This is a genomic window from Bradyrhizobium sp. USDA 3311 (assembly GCF_054062495.1).
On record NZ_JBSSFI010000001.1, the window covers coordinates 5,717,230 to 5,733,136 of the forward strand.

At 64.0% G+C, this 15,907-nt stretch carries 19 protein-coding genes; 11 read left to right on the plus strand and 8 right to left on the minus strand.

The window, feature by feature from the left end; translation table 11 throughout:
• Positions 1-12: 12 nt before the first annotated feature.
• From ACVWW6_RS27300 to surE, 10 genes are all read left to right on the plus strand, one after another.
• A complete protein-coding gene (locus ACVWW6_RS27300) occupies positions 13-1,584 on the plus strand; it encodes an SPOR domain-containing protein (protein WP_456681656.1) in 1,572 nt (523 codons plus the stop codon).
• A 46-nt stretch (positions 1,585-1,630) separates the two neighbouring features.
• Complete coding sequence (gene nagZ / locus ACVWW6_RS27305; RefSeq protein ID WP_456681657.1) at positions 1,631-2,659, plus strand: beta-N-acetylhexosaminidase; 1,029 nt, start codon at positions 1,631-1,633, stop codon at positions 2,657-2,659.
• Complete coding sequence (locus ACVWW6_RS27310) at positions 2,656-3,495, plus strand: segregation and condensation protein A (protein WP_011087521.1); 840 nt, start codon at positions 2,656-2,658, stop codon at positions 3,493-3,495. The genes nagZ and ACVWW6_RS27310 overlap by 4 nt, the downstream gene beginning before the upstream one ends.
• A 21-nt stretch (positions 3,496-3,516) precedes the next feature.
• A complete protein-coding gene (gene scpB / locus ACVWW6_RS27315) occupies positions 3,517-4,269 on the plus strand; it encodes an SMC-Scp complex subunit ScpB (protein WP_028171841.1) in 753 nt (250 codons plus the stop codon).
• 166 nt (positions 4,270-4,435) lie between these two features.
• Positions 4,436-4,669: a twin-arginine translocase TatA/TatE family subunit gene (locus ACVWW6_RS27320; RefSeq protein WP_011087519.1), complete on the plus strand. Its 234-nt coding sequence runs from the start codon at positions 4,436-4,438 to the stop codon at positions 4,667-4,669.
• Positions 4,670-4,758: 89 nt separating this feature from the next.
• Positions 4,759-5,286 (plus strand): Sec-independent protein translocase protein TatB, encoded by a 528-nt coding sequence (gene tatB / locus ACVWW6_RS27325; protein WP_060912319.1) that lies wholly within the window; start codon positions 4,759-4,761, stop codon positions 5,284-5,286.
• Entirely contained in the window at positions 5,283-6,095 is an 813-nt protein-coding gene (tatC, locus tag ACVWW6_RS27330) for a twin-arginine translocase subunit TatC (RefSeq protein ID WP_060912318.1), read from the plus strand. The genes tatB and tatC overlap by 4 nt, the downstream gene beginning before the upstream one ends.
• Positions 6,096-6,305: 210 nt before the next feature.
• Entirely contained in the window at positions 6,306-7,637 is a 1,332-nt protein-coding gene (gene serS / locus ACVWW6_RS27335) for a serine--tRNA ligase (protein WP_028171842.1), read from the plus strand.
• Positions 7,638-7,731: 94 nt separating this feature from the next.
• Positions 7,732-8,094, plus strand: a complete 363-nt coding sequence (locus tag ACVWW6_RS27340; protein ID WP_028171843.1) for a hypothetical protein — start codon at positions 7,732-7,734, stop codon at positions 8,092-8,094.
• A gap of 188 nt (positions 8,095-8,282) precedes the next feature.
• A complete protein-coding gene (gene surE, locus ACVWW6_RS27345; protein WP_028171844.1) occupies positions 8,283-9,050 on the plus strand; it encodes a 5'/3'-nucleotidase SurE in 768 nt (255 codons plus the stop codon).
• Positions 9,051-9,053: 3 nt separating this feature from the next.
• On the opposite strand, the gene ACVWW6_RS27350 is transcribed toward surE, so the two are convergent.
• Positions 9,054-9,425 (minus strand): response regulator, encoded by a 372-nt coding sequence (locus tag ACVWW6_RS27350; RefSeq protein WP_011087513.1) that lies wholly within the window; start codon positions 9,423-9,425, stop codon positions 9,054-9,056.
• A 241-nt stretch (positions 9,426-9,666) separates the two neighbouring features.
• On the opposite strand from ACVWW6_RS27350, the gene ACVWW6_RS27355 reads away from it, so the two are divergent.
• Positions 9,667-10,317 (plus strand): protein-L-isoaspartate(D-aspartate) O-methyltransferase, encoded by a 651-nt coding sequence (locus ACVWW6_RS27355; RefSeq protein ID WP_304553649.1) that lies wholly within the window; start codon positions 9,667-9,669, stop codon positions 10,315-10,317.
• 129 nt (positions 10,318-10,446) lie between these two features.
• Here ACVWW6_RS27355 and ACVWW6_RS27360 read toward each other — a convergent pair whose 3' ends face one another.
• From ACVWW6_RS27360 to ACVWW6_RS27390, 7 genes are all read right to left on the minus strand, one after another.
• On the minus strand, positions 10,447-10,794 hold the full coding sequence (locus tag ACVWW6_RS27360) for a hypothetical protein (protein ID WP_456681658.1): 348 nt from the start codon (positions 10,792-10,794) through the stop codon (positions 10,447-10,449).
• A 1-nt stretch (position 10,795) separates the two neighbouring features.
• Complete coding sequence (locus ACVWW6_RS27365) at positions 10,796-11,092, minus strand: hypothetical protein (RefSeq protein ID WP_456681659.1); 297 nt, start codon at positions 11,090-11,092, stop codon at positions 10,796-10,798.
• The gene (locus ACVWW6_RS27370) at positions 11,064-11,336 is read right to left on the minus strand and encodes a hypothetical protein (protein ID WP_456681660.1); all 273 of its coding nucleotides are present in this window, start codon (positions 11,334-11,336) and stop codon (positions 11,064-11,066) included. The genes ACVWW6_RS27365 and ACVWW6_RS27370 overlap by 29 nt, the downstream gene beginning before the upstream one ends.
• Before the next feature lie 7 nt (positions 11,337-11,343).
• A complete protein-coding gene (locus tag ACVWW6_RS27375; protein WP_456681661.1) occupies positions 11,344-12,156 on the minus strand; it encodes a M15 family metallopeptidase in 813 nt (270 codons plus the stop codon).
• A gap of 65 nt (positions 12,157-12,221) precedes the next feature.
• Positions 12,222-12,620: a hypothetical protein gene (locus ACVWW6_RS27380; RefSeq protein WP_456681662.1), complete on the minus strand. Its 399-nt coding sequence runs from the start codon at positions 12,618-12,620 to the stop codon at positions 12,222-12,224.
• Positions 12,621-12,710: 90 nt separating this feature from the next.
• Positions 12,711-13,703 (minus strand): phytanoyl-CoA dioxygenase family protein, encoded by a 993-nt coding sequence (locus ACVWW6_RS27385; protein ID WP_456681663.1) that lies wholly within the window; start codon positions 13,701-13,703, stop codon positions 12,711-12,713.
• A 112-nt stretch (positions 13,704-13,815) separates the two neighbouring features.
• Complete coding sequence (locus ACVWW6_RS27390; protein ID WP_456681664.1) at positions 13,816-15,894, minus strand: glycosyl hydrolase family 28-related protein; 2,079 nt, start codon at positions 15,892-15,894, stop codon at positions 13,816-13,818.
• Positions 15,895-15,907: the final 13 nt, after the last annotated feature.

A 15,907-nucleotide genomic window follows, 5' to 3' on the forward strand; every position in this document is an offset into this window, starting at 1 on the left:
CGCATCATCACGATGGCCGAACGATATCAGGACAGACCGTTTCCTTCCGATGACTATGGTCGCGGCGGCGATCAGCATGGGAAGGCGGAAAATGATCCCTTGGCCGAGCTCGCCCGTCTGATCGGACAGACCGATCCATTTGCAGCGCAGGGGCGGCCCACCGCGCGCCCGCCGGCCGCACCGGCGCCCGCCCAGAGCTATCAGGAAGACGACTATCGTCAGGACGATGACCAGCAGGACTATGCCGCGCAGGCGCCGTCGGCTCCGCCCGGGCCGCCCTCATGGATGCGGCGCGCCAACGTGCAGCCGCAGCCGGCACCCGCGCCGGAGCCTGACTACCCCGTCTCCGTGAACCCGGTTCATCCGTTGCATCGCTATTCAGCCCAGCCGACCGCGCCCGAGCCTGATTTCCATCAGCCGCAGGCCTATCAGGACCACGCTTATCAAGATCAGCCTTATCAGGCTCCGGCTCATCAGCAGGATCAAGCCTATCAGCAGGAGCAGGCCTACCAGGAGCCATACGCACAGCCCGATCCGTCGCGCTATGACGATGCGCTCTACGGCAAGCTGGAGGCGGGTGAGCAGGACTATCAGCGCGATCCGGCCTATCCGGACGATCCCTACGCATTCCAGAGCGACTATCCCGAGGCCGATCTCGACGAGCCGAAGAAGCAGCGCGGCGGGATGATGACGGTCGCGGCGATCCTGGCGCTTGCCGTGGTCGGCACTGGCGCGGCCTTCGCCTACAAGACCTATGTCGGCTCGCCCCGCAGCGGCGAGCCGCCGATCATCAAGGCCGACAACACGCCGACCAAGATCGTGCCTGCGCCGACGGATTCCTCGGCCAAGGTGCCCGATCGCATGGTCAGCGGCGATGGCACCGAGAAGATTGTGCCGCGCGAGGAAGCGCCTGTTGACGTCAACGCCAAGGCGGGCGGTCCCCGCGTGGTGTTCCCGCCACTGAACCCGAATGCGAACCCGCCGCCGGTGGCGAGCGTGTCGCCGTCCACGATCCCGCCGCCGAGCGCGGGTCCGATTCCGAGCAACGGTACGCTGCCGAACAATTCGCCGCGCACGATCCGGACCGTGGCCGTGAGGGGCGATCAGACCGATAGCGCCACGCCGCAATCGGCCGCTGCCGCCAAGCCGGCAACTCCGCCGAAGCCGGTCGCTGCGCCGCCCGGGCCGCGCACGCCGCCGACCTCGGCCAATGCCAGCGCCAACCAGCCGCTCTCGCTGGCACCGCAATCGACGCCCGCAGCCGAGCCGCCGCAGCGGATGGCTGCGACCAATCCGACGCAGATCGCGCCCGCCAGCAGTGGCGGCGGTGGCTACATTGTGCAGGTCTCCTCGCAGCAGAGCGAGGACAGCGCCGCCGCGTCGTACCGGGTGCTTCAGAGCAAGTACGGCAGCGTGCTCGGATCGCGCTCGCCGGTGATCAAGCGGGTCGATCTCACCGACAAGGGCAAGGGCATCGTCTATCGCGCCTTCGCCGGTCCCTATGGCTCGGCCGAGGAGGCGACGCAGGCCTGCAACAGCCTGAAGTCCGCAGGCCTGTCCGCCTGCTTCGTCCAGAGGAATTAACGGCCGTTTCCTTGACCCCCTCGCGGGGCAGGGTTAATCGGCCCTTATGAGCACGCGGGCCTTCATTACCGGCGTATCCGGAACGGAACTGACCGCCGCCGAGCGGGAGTTTATCCGTGCGGAGCGCCCATGGGGCTTCATCCTCTTCAAGCGCAATATCGCCACGCCGGCTCAAGTTGCTGCTTTGGTTGCAGAATTGCGCGCGGTTGCGAACGCGCCCGACGCCCCGGTCCTGATCGATCAGGAGGGTGGACGGGTGCAGCGGCTGGGTCCGCCGCACTGGCCCGTCTATCCGCCGGGCGCCGTATTCGCGAATCTGTACGACAGTGATTCGGCGCTTGGGCTCACCGCGGCACGCCTCAGCGCGCGGCTGATCGCGGCCGACCTCGCCGATCTCGGCATTACCGTGGATTGCTTGCCGCTGGCTGACGTGCCGGTTCAGGGCGCGGATGCCGTCATCGGGAACCGGGCCTACGGCACCGAACCTCGCAAGGTCGCTGCGATCGCGCGCGCGGTGACCGAGGGCCTGGAGCAGGGTGGCGTGCTGCCAGTCCTCAAGCACATTCCCGGCCACGGCCGCGCCACCGCCGATACCCATTTCAAGCTGCCGACCGTCGACACGCCCAGGGACGAGCTGGAGCGGACCGACTTCGCGGCGTTCAAGCCGCTGGCGGACCTGCCGATGGCCATGACTGCACATGTTGTGTTTAGCGCGGTCGACCCCGCCCATCCGGCGACGACATCTGCGACAATGATTGCTCAGGTGATTCGCGGCGCAATCGGGTTCCAGGGTTTGTTAATGAGTGATGACGTGTCGATGAACGCGCTGGAGGGAAGCATCGCCGATCGGACCCGCGCCATCTTCGCGGCCGGCTGCGACATGGCTCTGCATTGCAACGGCAACATCGAGGAGATGCGCGAGGTCGCCGGCCAGACGCCTGAACTGTCCGGCAAGGCGCTGGAGCGGGCGACAGCCGCGCTCGCGGCGCGCAAGGCGCCGCAGCCATTCGACCGGGCGGCCGCACGCGCCGAACTGGACGCATTGATCGTACGGGCAAACACGGCATCCGCATGACCGCAGAAATCCTATCGTTTGAAACCGGGCGGCCTGCAGAGCTCGCCGAGGGTGAGCCGGCGTTGGTGGTGGACGTCGAGGGCTATGAAGGCCCGCTCGACCTCCTGCTCGCGTTGGCGCGGCAGCAGAAGGTCGATCTCGCCAAGATCTCGATCCTGGCGCTGGCCGACCAGTATCTCCACTTCATCGAAGCCGCGCGAAAGATCCGGCTCGAGCTCGCCGCCGACTACCTCGTGATGGCCGCGTGGCTCGCCTTCCTGAAGTCGCGCCTGCTGCTGCCGGAGCCGCCGAGCGCGGAAGGGCCGAGCGCCGAAGAGATGGCGACCGCGCTTGCCAACCGCCTGCGCCGGCTGGAAGCCATTCGCGAAGCCGCCAACCGGCTGATGAACCGGCCGCAATTGCAGCGCGATATCTTCCCGCGCGGCGAGCCCGAACAGATCGCCGAGATCAAGCATCCGAAATACACCGCGACGCTGTACGACCTGCTCACCGCCTACGCTTCGCAGCGCCAGTCGCGTGTGCTGGCGAGCGTGCATCTGGCCAAGCGTACGGTGTGGTCGCTCGCCGAGGCGCGCGCCACGCTGGAGCGGCTGGTCGGCAGCATCAGCGAACAGGATGACTGGGGCGTGCTCGACGACTTCCTGATCCGGCACGTCGCCGATCCGACGCAGCGTGCCACGGTGTTCGCCTCGAGCTTCGCCGCCGCGCTGGAGCTGGTGCGCGAAGGTCAGCTCGAGCTGAACCAGAAAGAGGCGTTTGCGCCGATCTATTTCCGGAAGGGGCGTCCCAAACCGGTCCCTGACGCAGCTCCCGCGCCCGATGCGCCGGTCGCTTAAGTGCAAGAAGGAGAATCTGCCATGGCAAGCCTGGCTGAAGTGCGGGTAGACGAGGCCGAGCCGATGGAGAACGAATCCCAGGCACGTCCTGAAGAATTGCGGCTGCTGGAAGCGCTGCTGTTTGCGTCGAGCGAGCCGCTGGATACCGCGACGCTGGCCAAGCGCATGCCCGATGGCGTGGACGTCAAGGCCGCGCTCGAGCAGTTGCAGGCTGATTATGCCTCGCGTGGCGTGAACCTCGTGCGCGTCGCCAACAAATGGACCTTCCGCACCGCCGGCGATCTCGCCTGGCTGATGACGCGGGAGAGCACCGAGACCCGCCGCCTGTCGCGTGCGGCGATCGAGGTGCTGGCGATCATCGCCTATCACCAGCCTGTGACGCGCGCCGAGATCGAGGAGATCCGCGGCGTCGTCACCTCGAAGGGCACGCTCGACGTGCTGCTGGAGACCGGCTGGATCAAGCCGCGCGGCCGGCGCAAGACGCCGGGCCGTCCCTTGACCTTCGGAACCACCGAGGACTTCCTGTCGCAGTTCACCCTGGAACAGCTGGGCGATCTGCCGGGCCTGGAAGAGCTGAAGGGCACGGGCCTGCTGGATTCGCGCCTGCCGACCGGATTCAGCGTGCCGACGCCGTCCGATGACCCGCAATTGCGCGAGGACGAGGATCCGCTGGAACCGGGCGAGGACCTCGATTTGGCGCTGGCACCTGCGGTCGAGCCCGAGAGCCCGCCGGAAGGTGGCAATGAGGGCGGCGAGGGCGGCAGCGAGGACTAACCTCCCGGCCAATTACGGGCCCCCTGCGACCGGTTAACACTAGCAAGATTACGTAGCGCCAACAGCGAATTGGCGCCGGCTGGTCCTTGTTTTTGAGGCCTGCGGAGCCTACGTTCCGGTGAAGATCGGCCGGGTCCCCGGCCATGCGCGTTTGGAGGGTTGCAGGATGGGTTCACTCAGCATTTGGCACTGGATCTTGGTGATCGCAGTGGTCCTGCTGCTGTTCGGCCGCGGGAAGATTTCGGATCTGATGGGCGACGTGGCGCAGGGCATCAAGGCGTTCAAGAAGGGCATGCAGGACGACGACAAGCCCGCTGACAAGCCTGAGCCGGCCAAGTCCATCGAGCACAATGCCGCGCCGACCGCGGCACGCTCCGACGTCGGCAGCAAGGCCGTCTGAGCCAGAGAGCACGCGAGACGCGGGTAGCGGCCCCGATCCTGCGCGCGAGGGATTGGGCCGGCTTGCTGCTGGCGTGAACGGAAGACCTCATGTTCGACATCGGGTGGAGTGAACTGGTCCTGATCGGGGTCGTGGCCTTGATCGCCATCGGCCCGAAAGAGCTGCCGGGCGTTCTGCGCATGGTCGGGCAGTGGATGGGCAAGGCCCGCAAGATGGCCGCCGAATTCCAGGGCCAATTCCAGGAGGCGATGCGCGAGGCCGAGATGGCCGACCTCAAGAAGAGCTTCGACGAGGTCAAGGAAGCCGCCTCCGGCTTTGCCGGCAACAATCTGATGACCTCGCTCCAGAAGGACGTCAGCGACGCGCTCCGCGTCGATGCGCTCGACAAGCCAGCCGAGACGTCCTCAACGACTGCCATCGAAGCGCCGGCGACCTCAAGTGAGGCGCTCACGACTCCAACAACCCCGGAAGCCCCAACGCCGGAAACCTTCGTGGAAGCGGAAGCCCATGGCGCGGTGAACGAGCCGCTCGCCGTCACCCGTGAGGTCGAGCAGGCGCCGGTCGTTGCGCAAGACACCGCGCCATCCGAAGCGATCAAGGACGCCAAAGCGTCATGAGCGACGCCGATATCGAGGCCAGCAAAGCCCCGCTGATGGACCATTTGATCGAGCTGCGCTCGCGGCTGATCAAGGCGCTGCTCGGCTTTGGCGTGGCCTTCATCTTCTGCTTCTTCTTCGCCAAGCAGATCTACAACGTGCTGGTCTGGCCCTTCGTGTGGGTCGCCGGTCCCGAGAACTCGAAATTCATCTACACGGCGCTGTTGGAATATTTCATCACGCAGCTCAAGCTCGCGCTGTTCGGCGCCGGCTTCATCTCGTTCCCGATCGTGGCAACGCAGATCTACAAGTTCGTCGCGCCCGGGCTCTACAAGCACGAGAAGCAGGCCTTCTTGCCCTATCTGGTCGCGACCCCGTTCTTCTTCGTGCTGGGTGCGGCGCTGGTTTATTTCGTCGTGCTGCCGATGCTGGTCCGCTTCTCGCTTGGCATGCAGCAGGCCGGCAGCGACGAGACCGCCCAGATCCAGCTGCTGCCCAAGGTCGGCGAATACCTGTCGCTGATGATGTCGCTGATCTTCGCCTTCGGCATCGCCTTCCAGCTTCCGGTGATCCTGACGCTGCTCGGTCGCATCGGCATCGTCACCTCGAAGATGCTGCGCGAGAAGCGCCGCTATTTCATCGTGATCGCCTTCGTGATCGCGGCCGTGCTGACCCCGCCGGACGTGCTGAGCCAGTGCTCGCTCGCGATCCCCTTGCTGGCGCTCTACGAGGGCTCGATCATCGCGGTGGCGATGGTGGAGAAGAAGGCGGCGGCCGCGCAGGCCGCGACCAGCACCGACGTGTCGACGCCGGCCAATCCGGCAGAGTAGGGACGCGGTGTCATTCCCCGCCTTGTGCGCAATTGCGCACTGGAGCGGGGAATCCAGTACGCCGCGGCCTGTCGAGGAATCACGGTCGGCTCTGGAATACTGGATCGCCCGCTTTCGCGGGCGATGACAGCTGTGCTAGGGGGAAGCGCGCCAATGCAAACTTGCAACGTTTGCCGTTGTAGGTTTACGCGCTGATCCAGGACCACGGCCATGCACGACATCAAATCGATCCGCGACAATCCGCAAGCCTTCGACGCCGGTCTCGCCCGGCGTGGCCTGAAGCCGTTGTCGGCCTCGCTGCTCGCGATCGACGAGAGGCGGCGCGCAGCGATCCTGGCCTCCGAGCAGGCGCAGGCACGGCGCAATGCGGCCTCCAAGGAAATCGGCGACGCCAAGAAGGCCAAGGACGAGGCGCGTGCGGCCACGCTGATGGCCGAAGTCGCCGAGCTCAAGACCACGATGCCGCAGCTCGAGGCGGCCGCGAAGGCCGCCGACGAAGAATTGACGAAAGAGCTGTCCGCGATCCCGAACATTCCGTTCGATGAAGTGCCTGACGGTGTCGACGAGCACGGCAACGTGCAGCACCACGTGTTCGGCAACAAGCGCAACTACGGCTTCGCGCCGAAGCTGCATGACGATCTCGGCAACGCGCTCGGCTACATGGATTTCGAGGCGGCGGCAAAACTCTCCGGCGCGCGCTTCGTCGTGCTGAAGAAGGGACTGGCGCGCCTCGAGCGCGCGATCGGCCAGTTCATGCTCGACCTGCACACGACCGAGCACGGCTACACCGAGATCAACCCGCCGCTGCTGGTGCGCAACGAGGTGATGTTCGGCACCGGACAGCTGCCGAAGTTCGAGGACGATCAGTTCTGGGCGATCAAGGGCGAACTGCTCGCCTCACCCGACCACGAGCGGCTGAAGACAGAGCGCCTCGGTCTCATCCCGACGGCGGAAGTCTCGCTGACCAACCTCGCGCGCGAATCCATCCTCGACGAGAAGCAATTGCCGATGCGGCTCACCGCGCTGACGCCGTGCTTCCGTGCCGAGGCGGGCGCTGCCGGGCGCGACACCCGCGGCATGATCCGCCAGCATCAGTTCACCAAGGTCGAGCTGGTCTCGATCACGACGCCGGAAACGAGCAAGGACGAGCTGGAGCGGATGCTGTCCTGCGCCGAGCAGGTGTTGCAGAAGCTCGACCTGCATTATCGCGTGATGACGCTCTGCGCAGGAGACATGGGCTTTTCGTCGCAAAAAACCTATGACATCGAGGTCTGGATGCCCGGGCAGGGCGACGGCGGCATGTTCCGCGAGATCTCGAGCTGCTCGGTCTGCGGCGACTTCCAGGCGCGCCGCATGGACGCGCGCTCGCGCGGGCCGGACGGCAAGCCGCGTTTCGTGCATACGCTGAACGGCTCCGGCACTGCGGTCGGCCGCGCGCTGATCGCCGTGATGGAGACTTATCAGCAGGAGGACGGCTCGATTGCGGTCCCCAGCGTGCTCCAGCCGTACATGGGTGGATTGAAGGTGATCTCGCGCGACTGAGGCGTATTGCTCGCTGAAATGCAGAAACGTTTGGTTGCGAAGATCAGGCGGGCGGTTATCCTGACGGCCACCCGTCAATGCGAACCCACCGTTCATGGCCTTGCACCGCGACATCTTCTGGGTTGGCAGACAATGGGCGGTGACGGGTTGCGGCATCCAGGCCGTCGATCAGCGCCTGCGCGGTGTGCTCGACATCGAGATCGCGCGGCTCTGGGACGAGGATCTCGTGCAGAGCCGGCGAGCCAAGCCCGGCGTCAATGCCGCGGATTTCGACAAGGCGCTGACAGTGGCACGCGAGCGTTTTCCGCAGACGCCGGCGTCGGATCCGATCGTTGCAGAGCTGGAGGCGCTCGGCGTGATCGAGACTCCGGTTGTCAGTCCGGTCGTACCGGCGATGAAGTTGTATGCCGAAGGCAGGCTCGCACGCTTCCTGCCGCAATGGCGCATCCGCCGCTAGCCTAGTACGGGCACCGGGCTCGAACAGGTGGGCGGCATCCGGAAGCAAGCGTCGGGAACCGAAGCCGGCCGCGTGCTGCGCTGCGGCAATAAGCGGGATCACAGATGAGATCTGCGCGGTGGCCGGTTTGCCTGATCGGTCCCAGCCGGATAAGACGGCTCAGACCCCTTCAGGAATCGACCTTTCGCATGCGCATCCTCTGCACCAATGACGACGGCATTCACGCTCCCGGCCTCAAGGTCGTGGAGGAGATCGCGCGGGCATTGTCCGACGACGTCTGGGTGGTGGCGCCCGAACTCGACCAGTCCGGCGTGTCGCATTCGCTGTCGCTGAACGATCCCTTGCGCCTGCGCGAGGTCGGGCCGCGGCACTTCGCCGTGCGCGGCACCCCGACCGACTGCGTCATCATGGGCGCGCGCCATATCCTGGGCACCAAGCCGCCCGATCTCGTGCTGTCGGGTGTCAACAAGGGCCGCAACGTCGCCGAGGACGTGGTCTATTCCGGCACCATCGCCGGCGCGCTGGAGGGCACCATCCTGGGGCTGCCGTCGTTCGCGCTGTCGCAGGAGTTCAGCGTCGAGACCCGCGAGCGGCCGCCGTGGGACACCGCGCGCACGTTCGGCCCCGACATCCTTCGCAAGGTGATGGCCGCCGGCATCCCGAAGGAGACCGTCATCAACGTCAACTTCCCGTCCTGCGCGCCTGAGGATGTGCTCGGCATTCGCGTCACCCGCCAGGGCAAGCGCAATCTCGGCTTCCTCAGGATCGACGAGCGCAGGGACGGCCGCAACAATCCCTATTTCTGGATCGGCTTCGAGCGCGCGGCGATGATGGATACGCCCGCCGAGGGCACTGATCTGGCGGCGCTGCGCGAGCGCTATGTCTCGGTCACGCCGCTCAGGCTCGACCGCACCAACGAGGCGTTTTCCGAAGCACTGGGGGCGGCCCTGAAGTAGCGGCTAGTCGCCGCGAAGGGCGGCCTCGATGGTCCTGCCGAGCGCATCGAGCTGGAACGGCTTCTGGAGCGCGGGCCGGTCGCGATACTGCTCGGGCAGGCCGGAGGAGCCGTAGCCGGTGGCGAAGATGAACGGGCAGCCCTTCGCCTTGATCAGGTCGGCGACCGGGGAGATCACCTTGCCGTTGACGTTGACGTCGAGGATGGCGATGTCGAACTGGGTAGCTTCGGCGAGCCGCATTGCTTCGGGGATATCGCCGGCTTCAGCTGCGACCTTGTAGCCGAGCTCTTCCAGCATGTCCGCGACCATCATCCTGATCATCACCTCGTCTTCGACGAGAAATACAGAGCGGCCGGAAAGCCCTGTCGCGGTCATTGTCGGTGAGTCCTTGCCCAATCAAGAAAACGTTCGCAGATAACGCGAATCGACGCAATGCGCGTTTCGGCCAACGGACACCTGAAAATGGCCTTCGTAGCCAGTCCGCTGCAAGCCAATTTGTGGTCAAATGCCTCGGCGAAAGGCTATCATGAGTTCCTGAGCCGGAACAGGATTCTTGCCCCAGCCCTTGAGCTCCGCAAGCGATGATCCGGACCCTGACGAGACAACACTGGCAGCAATGACCTCCCATCAGCACCCGCCGGAAAAGATGATGTTTCAGCTCACGCTGAGGCGTCGGGGTATCAGCGATCAGGCGGTGCTGCGAACCATGGAGGAGGTGCCGCGCGAGCTGTTCGTCGACGAGGCCGATCGCGACGTGGCCTATCGCGATAGCGCGCTGCCGATCGCGTGCGGGCAGACCATCAGCCAGCCCTTCGTCGTCGCCTACATGACCGAGCAGCTCCAGCTCCAGAAGCAGCACCGCGTGCTCGAGATCGGCACGGGCTCCGGCTATCAGGCCGCCGTGCTGTCGCGGCTCGCAGGCCAGGTGCTGACGGTCGAGCGCTACCGCAAACTCGCGGACGCAGCACGCGCCAGGCTTGAGAAGCTCGACTATCACAATGTCGAGGTGATGCTGTGCGACGGTCTCAACCTGCCTGCCAATATCGGCCCGTTCGACCGCATCATCGTCACTGCCGCCATGGAGCAGATTCCGGAGAACCTAGTCGATCGGCTCGAGGTGGGCGGCATCCTGATCGCGCCCGTCGGCCCGCATCAGGGGGTGCAGACGCTGATCCGTCTGACCCGCAGCGCGACCGGGATCGACCGCAAGGAACTCGTCGAGGTCCGTTTCGTGCCGGCACTGCCCGGCGTGGCGCGGGAGCTGTAGATTTCCGGATTGGCTGTGCGGCCAACATCTTATTGGGAGGGTTAAGCCGTTATTCACCATAGCCCCAGATAAATCAAAGGCTTACGTGTCTCACGCCCCCCCGTTTCAGGGTGTTTTCCGCGGTTTGTCTCACGGCTTTCCGGCGAGCACTTTGATGCCCGCCCACACGGCCGCAGCGAAGCCTGTCACAACGATGCCGATCGCCGCCGTCCACGTAACGCGCTCCACCTGCTCGTAGCTCTTGCGCCATTTGCGGAGGTGTACGAAGTCGGCTTTGAGTTCCTTGCGATCGTCTTCCTCGATCCCGAACGACGTCAGGATCGTGGCGACGGCCTTGAGCACGACGTCGTCCAGGTTGCTGAGGTGCTGGGCGTTCTCGACGTCGAGGACCGCGCGCACGATGCGGCGGATGTCCTCTTCGGTCAGGGCGGAGGGTACCTGCGGGGCAGGCGGGATCACTTGCACCTCATGCACCACGTCAGCCACCTTCCACGGGCGCGGGCCCGCGGTGAAGCAACCTCCGGACACGATCGCGGAGCCGCTTCTTCTGCGGCTGCTTGGCCACCGACGCCGGCCTGGGCGCCGCCTGGGCGACGTCGCGCGACAGCGGCTTGTCCCATTCCGGCGGCCGCGGCTCCGGACGCTTCCAGCCCAAAGCGGCAATGCCGGCTTCCGTGGTCTCGTCGATCCAGCGCTGATCGAAATCGGTTGCGCCCTTCACAACGAATTCAGGCCCCTTCAGGGCGTTACTCTCGCCGCCCGTCACAGACGCCACGCGCGGCGTCCCACACGCCGCCAGCATCCCGGCAGTTACGCACACGAGAACGAGCCTTGTCAGCCGCATCGATCGCCTCCTTGTTGTCAGCGGCGATGTCATCGAGCGCCTGCTGATAGCCTTGATTGGTGTAGTGGACTTTGAAGATCTCGATCGCGCCGGCGATCGCGAGCAGGATGCCGATCGCAATCGCAGCTTGGACCAGGTAGGGGCGAACGAAGTTGATGAGCACGGCGATCACCATTTGGTCCTCACGCGATGTGCCGGGCGATCCAGTCCGCCACGTTCTGCTTACCCCAGAGCCAGAGCGCGACCAGGAAGCTGCCGACGATGATGAGCAGCACGAAGCCGAGCAGCATGGCCACAACTTCGCCGTTAGTCAGCGCGCCGAGGCCGGTCAGGCCAACGCCGGATGCGCTGGTCACGATCCAATTGCGGAGGCGGCCGAAGAAGCCGCCGGCGGAAGGGCTCGCCGGCGGCGTCTCGACGGCCGGCGGCGCTGCATCCCCGTCCGTGTCGCCATCGGTTTGCGGCACGTCCATCAGCGTCGCCGGTTTGCTCGCTGCTTCTCGCGAGCAAAACTCGAAATGCATGGGGTCGGTGCGGCCCTGGTAGTCGCCGCCCCACAACGCGCCCTGGCGCTTGAACGCGTCGATCACGAGCTGCGGCATGGTGCCGTGGCCCGTGTTGAAACCGTTGTGGTCGGCATCGAAGTCGATCGCGGCGCCATAGGCGTGGTTCGACCAGCGCGGCGTACGCCCCTCCGGATTGCCCGGCTCATAGCCGCGGACGTAGCGGGGATTGTAGGCGCCCGAGAAAGCAGAGATCCGCAAGCGATCGACCGTGGCCTGGTTGCGGCCGCACGCCCGCCAGATGTCGTCGAGCGCGGCCGTCAGCGCCGGCGCCGCCTTGCGATGGAACATGATGTGGGGAACGGCCTTGCCGGCGTAGTACATCGTGAACGGCGGCGCGACCGGCACGAGCTGCTTGCCCGGGGCGCCGGTCTCCGGATCTCCGTAGTACGCGGCAAGAGAGGCGGGATCATCGTGAGGCCAGCGCGGCATTGGTCAACCCCCTGGTTGTGGCTGGGGGCACCATGCGCGCGCGGACGCGGCGTTAAGTGAGCTGTTCAGCCGATCCCGAGATCGTTCGTGAACCGGCCCATGATCGCCAGGAAGTCATCGGTTTGGCCGTCGATCTTCTGTGCGACACTGCCGACTGCCGTTGCGACCGTGTCCCGCTGGCGCTGCAGGCTCGCGCGCAAAAGCTCGAGCTGGGCTTTGTGGATTTCGCCCATCGTGCGGACGTGATCTTCCATTAACTGTTTGACATTGAGGCCGGCGTCGGCGGGCGTGCTCATGGCGGGCTTTCCGGGGTTGGGCGGCTGCGGTGATTGCGTTGTCTCCGCCGGCTGCAGTTCGGTGATCGCTTCCTGCAGATGCTGGTCAAGCGCTTCGCTTGCCGCGGCCGTCTGCCGAAAGCGACCGGATCGCGAGGGCAGGAAGGCAGGTGGAAGGATCTGGACCATGGCCCACACAATGCGCGCGAAGGCGCGGCGCTAAGTGAGCTTCGATCAGTGGCGAAGAATAAGCCGCCCGAAAGGGCGGCTCAGTGTGTGTCAGGAGTGCTTTCGGCGGAACAGGGAACTGATCCGGCCGCCGCTATTTTTCTGTAGAGGTCGCGGCCCTGCGATCAAAGCCGCATCAGACTCGGCCACGAACTCGTTGTCCTCAATCCGAAACCCGCCTTTCGCACTGCTCAGATCGATACCAATTGATTGCCCGTAGTCAGCAATCTCCCGAAGAACCTTGCCGGTAGCCTGATCGTCCATCGTGCGCACGCCGGTGGTTGGAAAGGCTGGCGCGATCTCGCGCTTGCCAAAGCCAAGATAGTATTTGCGGCGATCATCCAAGCCGTCGAAGAAGCTTGTGTTGATCAGCACCGGCTCACTCAGCGTCGGTTCAGACATCATGCCGAAAAACAGCGATGAGCGCTCATAGTCGATCCCCGAGAACGGCTTGGCGCGGTGGATCGTCCGTATGTCGTAGACGATGAAAGCGCCTCGCGGCGCAGTGTATGTGATGATCTTGTCGCTGAACTTCTCGGCAATGTAGTCGTCGCTGAAGTTTGCCTTGTCGGTGCCCGCATCGAATACGTGCGATCCTTCAATAAACTGGAACTGGCCCTCTGTAACGTCGGTCAGGTAGAAGATGAAGATCAGGCCGTTGAGCGGCGCGGTGCGCTCCGGGTCATCCTTGTTGTCCCGGTGCCATGCCATTCTAGCGCCCTCACGGGTGGTGTAGTAGCGCTTGGTCGTTAGCCGAAACTCCTTGCCGAGAACGCCCTCTCCGATGTCAAGCACCTTGTCGCTTGTGATCAGATCGAACGCTAACTTCGACTGAGCTAAGACCTGATTCAGGTACCAGGTGCGCCCGAAGCACACAGTCGAAATCCCGTGGTGATTAACCGCCACACGATTGGGTCCGAACTCACCAACCATCGCATCAACCGCCGCCTGGTCAAGCGCGGCCGTGTGCTTGAAATAGCCCTTTCTGCCGATCTCATCGACAATCGTGGACGCCGAAATTCCGGCAAACTCCTTGGCAAACATCTGTCTCAGCCTTCCCGCAAACATTGTTAGAAACAAAGCGGCGAGCTTGTAGTTGAACGGGTCGCCTAAGGCAATGTGCCATTTGGGACGGTCGCCATGAACAGGAGGAGAACTAAAGCACCCCGAGTGCTTCCCAACTGACAGTGCCAGCGCCGCCATTCGACGCCGAAACCGCATTGAGGGTGAACCCAGTTTTCGAAATGGCGGTAGCCCATGCGCTCACACCGCTCACCAAGCTATTCGGGGCGCACTTGACCGTCGGCGCGATATCGAATGGAGTTGGGAAAACGACAGCGGCCGTCCCTACGTAGAGCGAACCGTAAGCCGTCGAGCACGTCACCCCAGCGTTTCCCGACTGCGGAACCGACTGCACAACGAGAACCGAGGCCGGAGCGCCGTTGCTGATTTTTTGGGTGAATGTCCCGCCGCCGTAAACATCGAACTTATTAACACCGATCAAGCCGGCCGTGGCACCTGCTCCGATCGTGATGCCAAGGTTCACGCCCCCGGCGTTCGGGCACGCAATGATCTGGTTACCGCTGACGATGAATGACGACGGAGAGCCAATAGAAATCCCCGCAAAATTCGGGCTGCCCGTCCCGACCGGAAGAAATATGATGTTGTCGCTGATGATGAGGCGACTGAGCCAGCCGGCATTGTTATCGGTGGCAATGCCAACCCACGAGGTTGAAACCGGCGATCCGGCCCCGCCGATCTGATTGCCGTCAATGACGACAGAGCCAAACTGAAGAGCGCCTGCCGGTCGGTTCAGGCTGATAGCGGCACTGATCTGGTTTTCGATCGAATTGCCGACCATCAAAAGGTCAACGGTGCTCGGCCCGGTCGATGTCAAGTCGAGCTTGTAGCCATACAGACCGCCGAGGATTTTGTTGTTCTCTATTTTCAGGCCGCCGCTTGAAACCTGTTCAATGGCAGTGGCCGTAGCCTGAGAGGAAGAATAGGTGCAAAATCCAATGAAGCTGTCGCCCGCGTCGTTGAGCACCACGTCCGACACATACGTTCCGTATCCGACGTATTCAGAAAAAATGCAGTTTTCTATCGTCCAGTCCGCCGCGCTCGACGTGACGATGTGGTTATAGCCCTGCACGAACTGGCAGTCCCGGATATAGGAGAATGAATTTCCAACCGGACCAGGGCCGTCCAACGTTATGATGTTGCCAGTCGTTGCCGCGGCAGGACCTGAGAAGGTCATGCGCTCGATGAAAACCTGTTGGGCGGTGTTGATGTTGAGGGCGAATAGTGTCGTGCTCGTCCAGGTGATCGATGTTCCAAAGCGCGTTTCACCGACGAGACGGATCGTTCCCGTGATGACGAGCGCGCCAGATATCTTGTAGGTACCGCGCGGGAAAAAGACCGTCGCGCCAGTTCCTTGAAGCGCTGTTAGCGCCGCCTGAATGGCCGCCGTGTCATCAGCAATGTTGTTGCCAACGGCGCCGAACCACTGCACAGACGCTCTTCCGCTTGACGTATCCAAATGCCATGTCGTGCCGCCGGCATCAGTGAATTGAAGCGGTCCCGCCCCTTGGACGTATAGAGCTGGGGCAAGCGGATATCCCGCTGTGTGGCGATAGATTGTGATCGATGCGACACTGACTGGAGTTGAGGCTGCGATCGCCTGCGCGCGCGTATCGTATTGATGCACCTGGCTGCCAAGCGCCGCTGCGGCGGCAATTGCCTCCGCTGCGTATCCCTGCGCAGCATCGCGCGCGGCCTCGGCATCAGCCAGAATTGCATCTGCGTTGGCCGGTAGAGTACCGAGCGCCGTATCGATATCTCGGCGCAACTCCTGTTCGGTTGCAACCACGCGGTCCAATTCGGTTTCTAGTGCGCCGCTCTGCAGGCGGCCGCCCTGCGTAACGTCCGTTGTGCGGGAGCCGAGACGCGAGCCGCGGACCAGCACAAGGTCGCCGGCCGCCCGAGGCGTCGACAAGGCGACGGTGAAGAAGGCTGGGAATTTGGTCGCGGGCGTGGCCGGTGTGACCGTAAATTGGTCCTCCTCGAGTTGCGTGAAACTGGTGCTTGCGTCGCCTTTCACGAGGATTTCGACATCGAGCTGATCGAATAGCAGGAAATCGAATGGGCCAAAAACCGCCTGCCCGGCACTTGAAGTCAGTGTGGCTTGGCGAGTTTGTCTCGGGATCGGATAAGATGTGCTCATGGCGTCCAGCATGGCTGCCGGCCGC

Bases quoted from the DNA above. Each gene is read 5' to 3' on its own strand.
- ACVWW6_RS27385 (WP_456681663.1), bottom strand. From the start codon at position 13,703: ATGTTTGCCAAGGAGTTTGCCGGAATTTCGGCGTCCACGATTGTCGAT.
- ACVWW6_RS27380 (WP_456681662.1), bottom strand. From the start codon at position 12,620: ATGGTCCAGATCCTTCCACCTGCCTTCCTGCCCTCGCGATCCGGTCGC.
- tatB (WP_060912319.1), top strand. From the start codon at position 4,759: ATGTTCGACATCGGGTGGAGTGAACTGGTCCTGATCGGGGTCGTGGCC.
- serS (WP_028171842.1), top strand. From the start codon at position 6,306: ATGCACGACATCAAATCGATCCGCGACAATCCGCAAGCCTTCGACGCC.
- ACVWW6_RS27370 (WP_456681660.1), bottom strand. From the start codon at position 11,336: ATGGTGATCGCCGTGCTCATCAACTTCGTTCGCCCCTACCTGGTCCAA.
- ACVWW6_RS27340 (WP_028171843.1), top strand. From the start codon at position 7,732: ATGGCCTTGCACCGCGACATCTTCTGGGTTGGCAGACAATGGGCGGTG.
- nagZ (WP_456681657.1), top strand. From the start codon at position 1,631: ATGAGCACGCGGGCCTTCATTACCGGCGTATCCGGAACGGAACTGACC.
- ACVWW6_RS27320 (WP_011087519.1), top strand. From the start codon at position 4,436: ATGGGTTCACTCAGCATTTGGCACTGGATCTTGGTGATCGCAGTGGTC.
- ACVWW6_RS27355 (WP_304553649.1), top strand. From the start codon at position 9,667: ATGACCTCCCATCAGCACCCGCCGGAAAAGATGATGTTTCAGCTCACG.
- tatC (WP_060912318.1), top strand. From the start codon at position 5,283: ATGAGCGACGCCGATATCGAGGCCAGCAAAGCCCCGCTGATGGACCAT.
- ACVWW6_RS27390 (WP_456681664.1), bottom strand. From the start codon at position 15,894: ATGCTGGACGCCATGAGCACATCTTATCCGATCCCGAGACAAACTCGC.
- scpB (WP_028171841.1), top strand. From the start codon at position 3,517: ATGGCAAGCCTGGCTGAAGTGCGGGTAGACGAGGCCGAGCCGATGGAG.
- ACVWW6_RS27300 (WP_456681656.1), top strand. From the start codon at position 13: ATGGCCGAACGATATCAGGACAGACCGTTTCCTTCCGATGACTATGGT.
- surE (WP_028171844.1), top strand. From the start codon at position 8,283: ATGCGCATCCTCTGCACCAATGACGACGGCATTCACGCTCCCGGCCTC.
- ACVWW6_RS27375 (WP_456681661.1), bottom strand. From the start codon at position 12,156: ATGCCGCGCTGGCCTCACGATGATCCCGCCTCTCTTGCCGCGTACTAC.
- ACVWW6_RS27350 (WP_011087513.1), bottom strand. From the start codon at position 9,425: ATGACCGCGACAGGGCTTTCCGGCCGCTCTGTATTTCTCGTCGAAGAC.
- ACVWW6_RS27310 (WP_011087521.1), top strand. From the start codon at position 2,656: ATGACCGCAGAAATCCTATCGTTTGAAACCGGGCGGCCTGCAGAGCTC.